The sequence below is a fragment of the Paenibacillus chartarius genome (assembly GCF_042432825.1).
GTDB classification, from domain to species: Bacteria; Bacillota; Bacilli; order Paenibacillales; family NBRC-103111; genus Gordoniibacillus; species Gordoniibacillus chartarius.
Genome location: NZ_JBHLWN010000067.1, coordinates 128,936 through 143,121, shown reverse-complemented (window position 1 = coordinate 143,121; position 14,186 = coordinate 128,936). Strand labels below are relative to the sequence as shown.

Below are 14,186 nucleotides of genomic sequence, written 5' to 3'. Positions count from 1 at the left end.
CGAAAATCTACTTATTTTCTTGCTGAGGGTGTTCCAAAAGCTGCTTTTGGGACAGCTCCATGAAGTCATTCACGATGTACATAAGCCGATACAGAAGGAAGTTATCGATTTCTTGACGGCCGAAGGCGTTCCTCTGCCTGCCGCGACGGCGGATAAGCCGGTGGGGGATTTTCGCGCTATCCCGCAAGGAGCCAGGCTGTCGGATATGGAAGTGGCGAATCTGCTCAGCTTTAACATCGTCCTGGGCATCAATTATGCTTGCCGGGGGATGACGGAGGCGGTAAGGCCCGATGTGGCGGCGATGTTCCTTCGGTTCCTGACGAAGAAGACGCTTTACGCGATACCGCTTAGGGACATGATGGCCAAGAAAGGCTGGATGCAAGTGCCTCCGATCTACAAGCCTGAAGCAGCGCCTGTTAAGTAGATCAGATTAGCCAATGAAATGGGAAGGGAGCGGCGGGCCTTGCGGCCCTGCTGCTTTTTTGTTTAAGGGGATCGTAAAGGGACACCAGGTGAAAACGGGCGTGTGCCCTCTTGACTTCGAACTATAATAATATCATAATGAAATTATCAAAATGATAATCATAGAATGCGCAAGCAGGTGACGCCTTTGAATGTGAGAAATGTAAGCAACAGCAGCACAAGTAACACCAACGACAACAGCAGCATCAATACCGCCAGCAATTGCTCCGACCAGGACAACCTGCACGCGTATAAACCGAAAGCCTACCGCACCCCGGACGGAGCGCCCAGCGATATCGTCATCTTCACGATCACCTCGACTGAGCGGAAGACGGCGAAGAAGGCGCTGCCTGTGCGTGAGCTGCAAGTGCTGCTGATCCAGCGGAAGAACTGGCCGTTCGAAGGACAATGGGCGCTGCCCGGCGGCTTCTGCAAGGATACGGAAAGCATGTACGACTGCGCACGGCGGGAGCTGCGCGAGGAGACCGGCGTGACGGATGTCCATATCGAATACTTCAACGTTTACAGTACGCCGGGACGCGACCCCCGCGGATGGATCATATCCCATGCCTTCTTCGCTCTCGTGCAAGAACGGTGGCTCGCGGAGCGCCGCGCCGCAGATGACGCCGCAGACGTTCGTCTGTTTCCTGTAGAGGAAGCGCTTCGAATGGAGCTGGCCTTCGACCATAGGACGATCCTTCGGGATGCGCTGCTCAAAGTCCGCGAAAAAATGCTGACCACCACGATCGCCAAACAGTTTCTGGAGGAAGAGTTTACGATAAGCGAGCTGTACCAGGTGATCCAGACGGTTGTGCCGGAGTTTGAGGAGCCGAATTTTATCCGGAAAATTACATCTACCCAAAGCCGCAAGGGCATCATAGAAATCGTAAGGGACCGCAACGGCGAGCCGAAGCTGTCCAACCGCTATTCGCAAAGAGCGGCTCAGCTGTACCGGTTTACGGATGTCGTGCCGCAGCTGTCGCTGTACAGCTAAGTGGCGGGGAGTTTTTTCATTTATCGATATTGTCGCTTTGATATTATTATTTAAACGCTTAGGGGGAACTAGGATGAGAGCGTTAATTGTAATTGATTATACGTTGGATTTTGTGACGGGGAAGCTGCCATGCGGGCAGCCGGCATTGGACATCGAGGAGCGGATCGCCGAGCTGGCCGCCGGGTTTGCGGCCGCGGGAGACTGGGTCGTTATGGCCGTCGATCTGCACGAGGAGGAGGACCCGTATCATCCCGAGAGCGCTTTGTTCCCGCCGCACAACATACGGGGGACGGAGGGGCGCGAGCTGTACGGCAAGCTGAACGAGACGCACAAGCAAAATATGCCGAACGTGTATTGGATGGACAAAACGCGCTACAGCGCCTTCGCCGGCACCGATCTGGAGCTGCGGCTGCGGGCGCGGGACATCCGGGAGCTGCACTTAGTCGGGGTATGTACCGACATTTGTGTCCTGCATACGGCGGTGGACGCCTACAACAAGGGCTTCCGCATCGTCGTTCACACCGACGCCGTAGCCAGCTTCAATCCTGCTGGACATGAATGGGCGCTGACGCATTTTCAAAATACGCTCGGCGCAACGCTGCTGAAGAACAACGAGCCGATTCGCGTATAGCCCGTCCGAACCGACCAAGGAGAGTGAACAGCATGAATAACAGCAATTTGACGCTGCACACCGACAAATACCAGATTAACATGATGTATGCCCACTGGATCCACGGCACCCACCGGAAGCGCGCGGTCTTCGACGTTTACTTCCGCAAGCTTCCGTTCGGCAACGGCTATGCGGTCGTCGCCGGGCTGGAGCGGATCATCGACTATATCCGGAAGCTGCGCTTCGGGGACGAGGAGCTAGCTTACCTTGCGGAGCAAGAGGAGCAGTATAAGCCGGAGTTTCTGGAGGAGCTGCGGCAGTTCCGGTTCAGCGGCGATCTGTATGCTATGCCCGAAGGAACGCTGGCGTTTCCGAACGAGCCGCTGCTGCGTGTAGAGGCGCCGATCTTCGAGGCCCAGCTGATCGAGACGGCGGTGCTCAATTTCCTGAACTACCAGACGCTGGTCGCTACGAAGGCGGCGCGGGTCAAGCAAGCGGCACCGCATGACGTGCTGCTCGAGTTCGGGACCCGCCGCGCGCAGGAGGCGGACGCCGCCATCTGGGGAGCGAGAGCAGCTTATGTGGCGGGCTTTGACGCGACGTCCAATATGCGGGCGGGTATGCTGTTCGGCATCCCTGCCAAAGGGACGCACGCGCATGCCTGGGTGCAAAGTCACGATACGGAGGAGGAGGCGTTTATGCGGTACGCCGAGGCGCTGCCGGACGGCGTCACGCTGCTTGTCGACACGTACGACACGCTAAAGAGCGGCGTACCGAACGCGATCCGCACCGCCAAGGCGCTGGAGGCGCGAGGCATGCGGATGAGCGCGATTCGGCTGGACAGCGGCGACTTGGCTTATTTGTCCAAGAAAGCGCGTCGTATGCTCGACGACGCCGGCCTGCCTTACGTCAAGATTGTCGCTTCGAACGATTTGGACGAACATATTATTTTCAACCTGAAGGCACAGGGGGCGCGGATCGACGTATGGGGCGTCGGCACGCAGCTGATTACCGCGGCGGACCAGCCGGCGCTTGGCGGCGTCTATAAGATGGTCGCCAGAGAGGGAGAGGACGGCGGGCTTATTCCCGTTATCAAAATATCCGGCAACCCGGAGAAAGTAACGACCCCGGGCGCGAAGGACGTGTACCGGATTGTGAACAAGGAGACGGGGAAGGCGGAAGCCGACTACATTTGCCTGAAGGAAGAGACGGATGTCAAAGAAGGACGGCGGATCAAGCTGTTTGACCCGATTCATCCGTTCATCCACAAGTATGTGGAAGGGTATGACGCCCAGCCGCTGCTGAAGGAGATTTTCCGGGGTGGTGAGCTGGTGTACGATGTTCCGAGCCTGGATGATGTACGCGGATATCACCGCGAACAGCTGGAGCTGTTCTGGCCGGAATACTTGCGCAAGCTGAACCCGGAAACGTACCCGGTCGATCTGAGCACCGCGGCGTGGGAGCTGAAGAGGGATCTGATCGAAAGCTATCGCAAATAGAGGAGGAGCCGGCTATGGGGAAAATCGGGACATTACTCGTTCTGCTTGCGCTAATGCTCGGCATTGCGTTCTATACGTCGTCGACGGCGCGGGAGAACGTAGCGACAACGACGGGACTGCTGAGTGTGTGGCTGACCGCAAGCATGTTCGCAATATGGTACCCGGGCTGGAGGCGTGAGCGTCCATGACCGATTCTCATCCACTGCTCGATAAAATCAAGGGAGGCCTCTACGGCACAGCCGTCGGCGATGCATTGGGCGGAACGACGGAGTTTATGAGCCAGGCTGCCGTCAGAGCGCAGTATGGCTGGTTGGCGGACATCATCGGCGGAGGCGTGTGGCAGCTCGAGCCCGGGGAAGTGACCGACGACACGATGATCGGTGCCATCGGCGGCGGACTCGCCGGTGTGTATTGGGGATATGAACGAATCCCGGAGAAGTATTCGGGCGTGATTTTGGTAGGAGAGAGACTGGACGAGGTTTCCTCGCAGCTGCTGAGATTGAGGTTGGAGTTGCAGGGGAATCTAGAGACTTCATAAAACACCGTGCCTCGGAGAAACTGCGGCAAGAACGAATGGTGGAATATGAGGATGACCTTTTTACATCTGAACGGCTGGTTTTATGCGATAAGATTATTGATAAATATATTTACGATTTAACTTTAATATAAGGAAATCCCGAGCAAGAGAAGATCATGAAATTAGTTGAAGAAATCATATCTTTTAACGATTTAAATATTGAACATGAATATTTCATAGAGAGATGCAAAGAGAGGAATTGGCTGAATTCATTTCTGAGGCGGCAAGATTAGCTGCTTCAGAGATTGAAGAGGGCAAGACATAATAGAAGACTGGCGAGAATGGGAAGCAATACGCCTTCATTCCTCGCCGAGTCTAAGACAATTTACTAAATGGTTTGGAGATTAAATGACCGGAATTCCTTTAATAAGTAAGGGGTTCCGGTTTTTTACGTTATTATTTCTGGTGCTAAACAACATCATCTTAGGTATTTTGGCACAGAAAGGATTACACGGCAGCCTTCACCACTTGTGCATAATGTTGCATCATTGGCTGGAGATAGATTACCTTAGTCGCTATTATACTTTGAACTAACAAAAGAACAATACTTCAAATATAGTAGGACGTTTCAATCGGTTGCCAGTTCGAAAATAGTCATATAGACGGAATTTTTCGTCTTTGGATGCAGGAAAATGTCGATGCATGGAGAATTGCCACTATACAGGTTAATTATTCCATAACCCCTATACTTTTTGGTTCCAAGGCATCGTGCAGCCTCGTTTTCCATTATTAATAGTACTTTGAACTCTCTGCTATATGCGAACATCATGAGACTCGCGGCTATATAGATGCTGTTGTTTATTCCGTCATAAGGGTGTGATACGGGGAGTTTAGAGTTTTATTAGCTTTGGTTTCTAATAAGACGGGTAAATCGGTTTTATGTTCATTATGCAAAATTATGTGAGGTGCATCGGTTTGTTAAAGAAAAAAGTGAATCAGTTGTTCACAGTCATGCTCTTGTGCATGACCGCCTGGATGGTACAGCCTGCAGTGAGCTATGCAGTGACGACTACGGTGAATGATGAAGTAATGACTTATAGGGACATTTCGGGGGTTTGGCCTAGTGGCTACGATGGGAGTTATTATTTTGGTTATCTCGCCAACAGTGATATACAAAAAGAAACGGCTGCGGTGCGCTTCAACTTACCGGACGTTTCAGGCAGCATTACCGCTGCGTATATAAAAATAAATGTAACCGGAGTACTCACTAGCGGCGGTACGCCGGCGATTAAAGTATATAAGGCAACAGATGACAGTTGGTCTAGCGGACTTCCATCCACTATAGGGGGGAATACCTGGACACCCACCACTACCATATTGACTGCTCCGCCCAATGGCTGGTACACGATTCCGATTAATGTGGGGAGTTTTGTCAATGCCGAGCTGGCTGGAGACCGCAAGGTGTCTTTTGTGTTGGATGGTCACGATTCGAACCCGCTGGGCAATAATGGACAGAGCGATATTGGATTTAATGATGCGCAATTAGAGCTTACGATCAACATGAACACCGCGCCTGTGGCTTCGAATGGCACATTGGCGGTGACAGAGGATATGGTGGAGAGCGGTACGCTGTCGGCCACGGATGTGGAGAACGATGCCCTGACATACAGTGTCGTTGTACAAGGGACTAAAGGCACGGTAAGCATCACGAATCCTGCGACAGGCGCATACACGTACACGCCTAACCCGAATGTGGAAGGTGCAGACAGTTTCACCTTCAAGGCAACGGATGCGAACAATGCGGCTTCGAATATCGCGACGGTGAATGTCGCTATCGCCGGTGTGAACGATATACCGACAATCTCCAGTATTGCTGCACAAAGCATGGACGAGGATACCGCGACAGGATCAATTTTATTTACTGTCGCTGACGTCGAGACGGCCGCAGGAAGCTTGAGCGTCACGGCAGCGTCGGATAACCAGACGCTGGCGCCGGACGCAAATCTCGTGCTTGGCGGCGGCGGAACGAACCGCACGCTGACGGTTACGCCGGCAGCGAACCAGAGCGGCACGGCGAACATTACCGTGACCGTGACGGACGCGAACAGCGGTACGGCCACGAAGACGTTCGTCCTGACCGTGAACGCGGTCAACGATGCGCCCGCGGCTGCGAACGGCACGCTGGCGGTGACGGAAGATACGCCGCAGAACGGCACCTTATCAGCCAGCGATGTGGAGAACGAGGCGCTGACGTACAGTGTCGTTGCGCAAGGGTCCAAAGGCATCGTGACGATTACGAATGCGGCGACCGGGGCGTACACGTATACGCCTAATCCGGATGCGGAAGGATCGGACAGCTTCACGTTCCAGGCGACCGATACCGGGAACGCGGTGTCGAACACAGCGACGATTACGGTGACGATTACTGGCGTGAACGATGCACCGACGGCGATTTCGGATACACTCCAGGTAATCGAGGATACCGTCGCAACGGGCACGCTCACGGCGACGGACAAGGAGAACAACGGTCTGACCTACGGCATAGCCGCTGCAGCGACGAAAGGCACGGTCGCGATCACGGATGCCGGTACCGGTGCATACACGTATACGCCGAATGCCGATGCCATTGGCGCCGACAGCTTTACATTTTTCGTACAAGACAGCGAAGGTTTGGATTCGAATACGGCGACCATCACTGTAAACATCCAGGCTCGTAACGATGCTCCTGTCATTAGCGATATAACGAAGGGAAGTAACGAGGATACGCCGATCGCGTTTACGGTCACCGATTTCGTCTCTCATTACAACGATGTGGAAACGGAGGCTCTCAGAGGAGTTCGGATTATAGTCACGGGCAGCGGACTGAACGGTCTGTTGACGGTGAACGGCGCTGAGGTCGCTTCGGGGCAGCAAATCGACGCAGCGGACTTGGATCAACTGGTCTTCACCCCTAAAGCTAACTGGTTCGGTACATCGAGCTTCACATGGAAGGCTTCGGATGGAACGAATGATTCAAACGAAGCAACCGTAACGATGATCATTGCATCCGTCAATGACATCCCGGTTGCCGAAGACAAGACCATCAATATTACTATTGACGGGCAGAAAGAAGACGTTCTTATCGCAAGCGACGCCGATGGCGACCCGCTGACCTACAGCATATTCAAAGCGCCTGACAAAGGTAATGTTATGCTGAGTGTGTACAGTAACAATCAATTCACGTATCAGCATACGGACGGTACGGTAGGCAGCGATTCGTTCATTTATCAAGTCCGCGATAACAATGGCGCATCGGTCACAGCTTCGGTCTATCTGAATATTGTTCCTGCGGGTAGCGCTGATTTGGCATCCTTGAGCGCGTCAGCAGGTGCTTTGATTCCGGAGTTCGATCAGACGATTGACAGCTACACCATGAGCGTGGGAAATTTCGTGGCAAGCACAACGGTAACCGCAGCGGTATACAACAGGCATGCCACGCTCGCAATCAACGGTGTACCGGCAACGAACGGCGAGCCTTCGGCAATCATAGGTTTGCAGGTGGGTGCCAATACGATTCCGATTGAGGTTACCTCGCAAAGCGGGGCTAAGAAGACGTATACCTTGACCATCACGAGAGCCCCATCGAGCTCGGCGAACTTGAAGGCACTCAGGCTGAGCGAGGGGGTGCTGGAACCTGAATTTGATCCCGGCATCCAGGTGTATCAAGCTAACGTGGGTACTAACGTTAATGCGATTACGGTGACCGCAGAGGTTTATGAGCCGAATGCGAAAATTTATGTGAATAATAATCTTGTCTCAAGCGGCGCTCCGTCGCCGGGTATTATTCTGGTTGAAGGGCTGAACACCATTACGGTGAAGGTCATTGCCCAGGATGAAGTCACGAGCAAAATCTATACCTTGTCCGTCAACAGACAGCATGATAACAGCATGGAAGACAGCGGCGGTTCTTCATCGACTGAAGACAATACTACAATCAAGAAGCTGCAAGTGATCGTGGATGGACTCGTACAGGAGGAATCCGCTACGGCAAGCACGTCCGTGGAAGGGGAACTCAGCGTGACGACTATCACGGTCGATAACGAGAAGGTTCTGGCCAGGATCAATAGGGAAGACAATAAAACCTTGGCGATTCCGTATCCTGATCCAACGGACGTCGTGATCGCCGAGCTGAACGGGCAGCTGGTGAAAGCGATGGAAGGAAAGGATATAATGGTAGAAGTGATTACGGAGCGCGCGACCTATAAGCTTCCAGCTGCTCTGATTAACATTGATAGCGTGTCGGAGAAGCTCGGTCAAAAGACAGCACTGCAGGATATCAAGATTAGCATCAGGATTTCCGACTCGTCAAAAGAAAGTGTCAAATCTGTACAAGACGCTGCGGACAAAGGCAAATTGACGGTTGTCACGAGGCCGGTCGACTTTGAGGTCCAAGCCCAATATGGCGACAAGAAGGTATCTGTTTCCCAGTTTGACAGCTATGTAGAGCGATCCATTCCTTTACCGGAAGGAATCAATCCATCGCGAATTACCACGGGTGTTGTGCTCGGCAGCGACGGGAGTATCAAGCACGTTCCGACCAACATCACAAAGCTTAACGATCATTATTACGCGAACATCAAGAGCCTGACCAATAGCACCTATTCCGTCATATGGAATCCGAAGACATTCAACGATGTGGAGCAGCACTGGAGCAAGGATGACGTGAATGATATGGGCTCCCGCCTCATCATTCAAGGCATCAGCGACGCGGAGTTTGCTCCGGAGCAGGCAATCACTCGCGCGGAGTTCGCAGCCATTGTAGGCAGAGGGTTAGGATTGTCCAAGGAGCAAGGCTCCTCGGCCGTCAGCTTCAAAGATGTAGCGGCGAGCGACTGGTACAATGAAGCCGTTAAAAATGTTTCATCCTATGGCTTGGTGAACGGCTACGAGGACGGCACCTTCCAGCCGAACCGAACTATTACGCGTGTGGAGGCAATGGCGATCCTGGCTAGAGCGATGAAGCTTGCCGGGCTTTCAACAATCCAGGATAGCGAAGAAGCGGCAGCTGTGGTCGATTCGTTCCGAGATTCCCAGCAGATCGGCGCTTGGGCGCGACAAGCCGTGGCATCTGTCGTCGTGCGGGGCGTCGTTCAGGGCTACAATAATGAGCTGGCCCCGTCAGATCAAATTACCCGTGCACAGACCGCAGCTATGGTACGCCGATTGCTTCAGCATTCTGAACTGATCAATCGTTAGCATTGTCATGGAGATGGTTAACTGCTCCCTTGCGGACTCCGCATAACCATGATTCAAAATTATCCCTGCCTGTTCATTGACTAACCCCAAATCAAATCATTTGATTTGGGGTTGTTTGTATCATTATTGCCCAAATTTGCTTCGCAAGACCCGACATAGTGGTCCGCGTTATTTTCAGATAGTTTAATCAACTACTATTCTGTCGCCTTTACTGTTCGGTTGAGAAATAACCAGAAATTCAATCTCATCGTTCGTTCTGTTGAAGATTTGATGAGGCACCAAAGGTGCCACTTCTACTCCTTCTTGTGAATGGAGGACAATTTCATTGCCATCGATATTAATGGTTGCCGAACCGGATAAAACAAAGAAAAATTGACGGGACAGTCGGTGATAATGCTTCACTTCTGAACTGTTTGCTGGCATTCTTTCGTGAATGATACTTAATTCTTGATTCTTTACTAAATGCCATCCGTCGCAATGATCTCCCCAAATATAATGTTCAGCAATGTGTTTGTTAATTTTCATTTCAGTACTCCAATTCTATTGTTTTGTCCTATTCGGAACAATTTATTTGTGTACCTCTAACTAACATTCAGTTTCGGTTCGGAGCGCAACCAATTCCTGCCCTTGAACGATGACTAAGGTTTCCGGCGCGGCTTTATTTCCCTCAAAGCGTACCACCCCGGGCACTCCTCTTATCCTGAATTCCGTCTCCGATATCGCCTGAAGCGGAAATCGATTCTGTCCTTCCACTTGTAAATAAGCCATTTCGCCTTCCGTTCGCACATAGATTCGTACCCCATTATCCAGGGCATAAGTTCCGGCGTAGGCGGTTAACCGTTCTGCAGGAACTTGGATAAATGTCGGAAGCTCTACTCTTACTGGAAGCTCGAAGGGTTTGCCGAAAAGAATGTTTTCCAACGCGAGAATGATGCTTTGTTCGACCTCTGGAGTCTCGGGAGCGTTGCTCATGTAAACGATCAACGCATTACGGTCAATATACCGTATTAGGGCAGCGGAGAAGCCCGGCCAGCTTCCCCCGTGGCTCACGATTTTACCGTATTCCGCATCCTGCTGGAGCTGCCAACCATAGCCGTAATCCACCCCTGCCATCAGGCAATAATGTCGGTTGAATGCATTCCAGCCATGTGTTCCGCCGGATTAGCTCTTCCGAATAAAGAGCTAAGTCAAGCCGGCACATATCCTTAACAGTAGAGCGGATGGATCCATCTCCACGAATACCGCCCAAATAAAGGCGTATCGAGTCTCCGGGAGCTGATCAGACCGAATAAAACTACCGTCCTCCCCTCTAATATAGCCAACTGCATCATACAGTGTTTGGTTATCACCGACAGATTCGGGCAATCGTGTGTGTTTCAACCCGACTTTTTCAAATACATGATTCTTCAAAAATTCCCCGAACGTAATTCCCGTAGCCCTTTCGACTATTATGGAAAGCAAAACATACCCTGTATTGCTGTATTCCCATCTGCTCCCGGGCTCGAAAAGCGGCTTAGGGCGGAACTGAACCAGAAAATCCAAGAAATCCGTATTGCATGCTACCTCTAACGGATTCCAATGCTCATGAAATAGTTGTGTATAATCCGGTATACCCGAGGTATGATTCAACAGTTGCATGATCCGAATTCCGCTATAGAAGGATAGTTCCGGGACAAAGGAATCCAATCCATCCTCAAGGGAAAGTCGTCCCTGTTCGCGCAACATCAAAATAGCTAATGCTGTGAAAGGCTTGGAAACCGAACATAGATCGTAAGTCGTCAGGTCGTTCGTCTTTACCCCTGTACTTTGTTCGGAGACGCCATTATGACGGATATAAATTGTATCTTTATCCCTTAGCAATATACTTCCGTTGAACATAGCTTGTTCTTGTAAATAAAGCATTAACCCATCCAATTTCTCTGCAATCAAGTTCTCAGCCTCCATTCGCTCTGCTATCTCTCCCTATACGGATCCAAAAAGTGGAAGGTTGCGGTTCCAGTCGCGAATTCCATTTCGGCCAGATCGATAAGTCGAGTGAAATGGACGGCTGGATGTACGGCTCAGGATTTGCTGACCTGGACGGTCACCGCTGGAGCCTGCTGTTATGGATGAGAGCAAAATGCCGAGACGCTAATATGGAGACGCCGTCACCTGCTTAAGGTCACAGGCGTTTTACACCATTCTCATATCCATCATTCTAATCAAAATGGTTCCTGCGGAAAAATCAGCGTAACCGCCGTCCCGGAGCCTTCCCTGCTCATAATTCTGAGCAGACCGCCGCTGCCGTAATGCAGCGAGAGCCGCTTGCTTGTATTGGCAAGACCGACATGCTTGCCGGTTAAAGCGTTGTTCTCCAAAGACCGGCGAATGTGCGCAAGTCGTTCCTTGGCAATGCCCGGTCCGTCGTCGATTACCGTAACCTTTAGGCGGCCGTTCTCCAGACGGCTCTTGATCTTGACGGTCAATCTCTGCTCGCTTTCGAAGCCGATATGAATGCTGTTCTCGACCAGCGGCTGCAGGCTGATTTTGACAACGCGGCACTCTTCCGTACCGTCCCCAATATCCCACACGTCCGTAAGACGGCTGCCGAAACGGGTGCGCTGCAGCTCGACGTAGCTTCTCACATTGGTCAATTCGTCGCGAAGAAGAACGGCCTCATCCGCCGCCCGCAGCGAATATTCGAGCAAATCGCTGAGCCGTTCGATCATGAGACAGGCTTCGTTCGGAGAACGGGTGAGCTGGAATGTTTTCCAATAGATCGAATGCAGGGTGTTGGAGATAAAATGGGGATTCATTTGGGACTGAAGCGCTTTGAGCTCGACCAGCTCCATTCTGGCCTGCCGTTCGGACAGCTGAACCCGCAAATATTTTTGCTCCAGGAACGTTTGCAGGATGTTTCGGACAATGAGCTCGTACACATCGTGGATATGCTCCGGCATGGCCGGAACCTGATCGCCCGCGGCGTCTGCGGAATCCAAGACATGAATGATTTGGGACAATTGCCGGTAATTTTTGCGTGTGATCCAAAGCGCGTAAGCGGCGCTCAGCAGCAAGGACAGCAAGCAAAGCGCCAGCGTGATCCGGACAATTGTGCTGGGCAAGCTGTAAAGAGCTGCAGACGGAATGACGGATACCGCTTTCCAGGCGAGCCGGGGAACATCCTTGACGTTCACCCAAGCTTCGTTGTAGCTGAACCTTGCTCCGTTGTCCTTCATAGGCACGACGCCGGGGAAGCTCTCCGAATGCACGAGAGGAATGCCGTTTCGGTCGGTCATATAATAATAGCTGCCAGGCCACGGATCGGATTCCAGCAGAGATTTCTGGAAATAAGACGGCAGCACGTTCATGACGATAAGGCCTTGGAAGCTCCCGGATGAGCTGAATGAGAACGGCTTGTACACCGTAATGACCTCAGCGAAGCGGTCCGGGCCGGTACTGGTCGGCAGATTCCGCAGCTCGGTGAAGAATTCTTCCTCCCCAGCGCCTGTGCGGCGGGCATGCATCAGCCAATCCTTATCCAGGGACGAATCCAGCTGCGCCATGCCGTCGCGCGAGGTCAAATATCTGCCGTACGGATTGTCGTAATAAATATAAATGGAATGGATGTACGGCTTGGAATTGGCCGGCACGTCAATAACGTTCCGCAAATAAAAAAGCGCTTCCAATTCTTCGTAAGTAAAGGACGAGGTATTGAGTATCGATTGCAGCCGGATCTTAATCTTCGGATCTTTATCAAAGGACAAGCTGAGCGAGTCGAGCTCGGAAGGAATAACTTGAGTAAGCTCCGTAAGCTGGTCAAGCCGGCTCTCGCTGTTCTGTTCGACGGATTGGCGGATATAGCGGTCCGTGATGAAAATGGACAGCGATCCGAGCAGCGTGAGCGGAATAAGAGAAAGCACGATGATGCGCCGCAGGTTGTCTGCGAAAAATTTGCGCGTCAAAGCGGCTTCGCTCTGCTTGATATATCTAATGCCGCCGTATAAATTGCCCCGGCGTTGTCCCGTAATACTGTTTAAAAGCGCGGATAAAATTTTTCGCATTGGCGTATCCCACCATTTCGCTAACCTCGAGAGCTTTCCAGCGGCTTTCCTGGAGCAGCTCCGCGGCCTTTTTCATACGGACAGCTTGAACGTAGTCGGAAAATTTGGTTCCCGTCATTTTACGAAAATAAGAACTGACATAGCTTGCATTCATATGAACGAGCTGAGATACGGATTCCAGTGTGACAGTGCGGTATTCATGATCGATATGAGCCAGAATTCGCTGGATGACCGGATGGTTGAGTCCTTGAATATCGGGAAGCGGGGGGATGGCCTCCGGCTCGGAACGGGCACGGGCCGGGTCTTGGTCCAGCTCCCGCTTTAACTCCGCCAGCACCGACTGAAGCTCATGGAACTTGGCCGGTTTCACCAAGTAATGCCGTACGCCGTAGGAGATAGCCTGACGGGCCAGCTCGAAATCCTTCAAGCCGCTGAGCAGAATAATGTGCACCGGCAGCTTGCGCTCGTGAATCTCCCTAGCCAGCTCGATTCCATTCATCAGAGGCATCTTAATATCGCATAAAATGGCATCCGTCTCGGTCGTCAGCAAATATTTAAGCGCTTCCTTACCGTTCTCAAACTGTGCTTCGATGGAGAAGCCCGCCTGTTCCCAAGGAAAACAGCCGCACAGCGTACTGCGTGCTTCCGTCTCGTCGTCGATAACCGCCAATCTGTACATGCTTCATCACCCCTTTCATTATAGCCCGGCAAAGGCTGAAATGATATTGGGTCAAGGGAGAGTCCCAAAGATCAGTTGCGAGATCCAAAAAAATGATACCATATCCAAAGCTGCCGTACCGAAGGCCATGGATTTGTCAAAGCAAAGGCC

General features: G+C 52.0%; 11 protein-coding genes and 1 pseudogene. 7 read left to right on the top strand and 5 right to left on the bottom strand.

What is annotated here, in order from left to right:
• The 7 genes and pseudogenes from ACFFK0_RS16510 to ACFFK0_RS16480 form a co-directional block, all read left to right on the top strand.
• On the top strand, positions 1-424 hold a 424-nt coding region (locus tag ACFFK0_RS16510; RefSeq protein ID WP_377471364.1), incomplete at its 5' end, for a DUF3231 family protein.
• A 279-nt stretch (positions 425-703) separates the two neighbouring features.
• Positions 704-1,456, top strand: a complete 753-nt coding sequence (locus ACFFK0_RS16505; RefSeq protein ID WP_377471373.1) for an NUDIX domain-containing protein — start codon at positions 704-706, stop codon at positions 1,454-1,456.
• Positions 1,457-1,529: 73 nt separating this feature from the next.
• Positions 1,530-2,087, top strand: a complete 558-nt coding sequence (locus ACFFK0_RS16500) for a cysteine hydrolase family protein (protein WP_377471363.1) — start codon at positions 1,530-1,532, stop codon at positions 2,085-2,087.
• Positions 2,088-2,119: 32 nt separating this feature from the next.
• Positions 2,120-3,565, top strand: a complete 1,446-nt coding sequence (locus ACFFK0_RS16495) for a nicotinate phosphoribosyltransferase (RefSeq protein ID WP_377471362.1) — start codon at positions 2,120-2,122, stop codon at positions 3,563-3,565.
• A 14-nt stretch (positions 3,566-3,579) separates the two neighbouring features.
• A complete protein-coding gene (locus ACFFK0_RS16490) occupies positions 3,580-3,753 on the top strand; it encodes a hypothetical protein (RefSeq protein WP_377471361.1) in 174 nt (57 codons plus the stop codon).
• Positions 3,750-3,944: pseudogene (locus tag ACFFK0_RS16485) on the top strand (ADP-ribosylglycohydrolase family protein); the annotation flags it as partial. The gene ACFFK0_RS16490 and the pseudogene ACFFK0_RS16485, both read left to right, overlap by 4 nt.
• 1,113 nt (positions 3,945-5,057) lie before the next feature.
• Positions 5,058-9,317 (top strand): tandem-95 repeat protein, encoded by a 4,260-nt coding sequence (locus tag ACFFK0_RS16480; RefSeq protein ID WP_377471360.1) that lies wholly within the window; start codon positions 5,058-5,060, stop codon positions 9,315-9,317.
• A gap of 183 nt (positions 9,318-9,500) precedes the next feature.
• Here the strand turns inward: ACFFK0_RS16480 and ACFFK0_RS16475 are convergent, their stop codons facing one another.
• The 5 genes from ACFFK0_RS16475 to ACFFK0_RS16455 all read right to left on the bottom strand — a co-directional run bounded on the left by ACFFK0_RS16475 (position 9,501) and on the right by ACFFK0_RS16455 (position 14,036).
• Entirely contained in the window at positions 9,501-9,842 is a 342-nt protein-coding gene (locus ACFFK0_RS16475) for a cupin domain-containing protein (RefSeq protein ID WP_377471359.1), read from the bottom strand.
• A 60-nt stretch (positions 9,843-9,902) separates the two neighbouring features.
• Complete coding sequence (locus ACFFK0_RS16470; RefSeq protein ID WP_377471358.1) at positions 9,903-10,421, bottom strand: hypothetical protein; 519 nt, start codon at positions 10,419-10,421, stop codon at positions 9,903-9,905.
• A gap of 78 nt (positions 10,422-10,499) precedes the next feature.
• Positions 10,500-11,246 carry a serine hydrolase domain-containing protein gene (locus tag ACFFK0_RS16465; RefSeq protein ID WP_377471357.1) on the bottom strand — a complete coding sequence of 249 codons (747 nt, stop codon included), beginning with the start codon at positions 11,244-11,246 and terminating at the stop codon, positions 10,500-10,502.
• Between the two features lie 272 nt (positions 11,247-11,518).
• A complete protein-coding gene (locus ACFFK0_RS16460) occupies positions 11,519-13,348 on the bottom strand; it encodes a cache domain-containing sensor histidine kinase (protein WP_512700675.1) in 1,830 nt (609 codons plus the stop codon).
• A complete protein-coding gene (locus tag ACFFK0_RS16455) occupies positions 13,284-14,036 on the bottom strand; it encodes a response regulator transcription factor (protein WP_377471355.1) in 753 nt (250 codons plus the stop codon). The genes ACFFK0_RS16460 and ACFFK0_RS16455 overlap by 65 nt, the downstream gene beginning before the upstream one ends.
• Positions 14,037-14,186: the final 150 nt, after the last annotated feature.

Excerpts from the sequence above, each read along its gene's own strand:
- ACFFK0_RS16500 (WP_377471363.1), top strand. The coding sequence starts at position 1,530 with ATGAGAGCGTTAATTGTAATTGATTATACGTTGGATTTTGTGACGGGG.
- ACFFK0_RS16495 (WP_377471362.1), top strand. The coding sequence starts at position 2,120 with ATGAATAACAGCAATTTGACGCTGCACACCGACAAATACCAGATTAAC.
- ACFFK0_RS16490 (WP_377471361.1), top strand. The coding sequence starts at position 3,580 with ATGGGGAAAATCGGGACATTACTCGTTCTGCTTGCGCTAATGCTCGGC.
- ACFFK0_RS16475 (WP_377471359.1), bottom strand. The coding sequence starts at position 9,842 with ATGAAAATTAACAAACACATTGCTGAACATTATATTTGGGGAGATCAT.
- ACFFK0_RS16455 (WP_377471355.1), bottom strand. The coding sequence starts at position 14,036 with ATGTACAGATTGGCGGTTATCGACGACGAGACGGAAGCACGCAGTACG.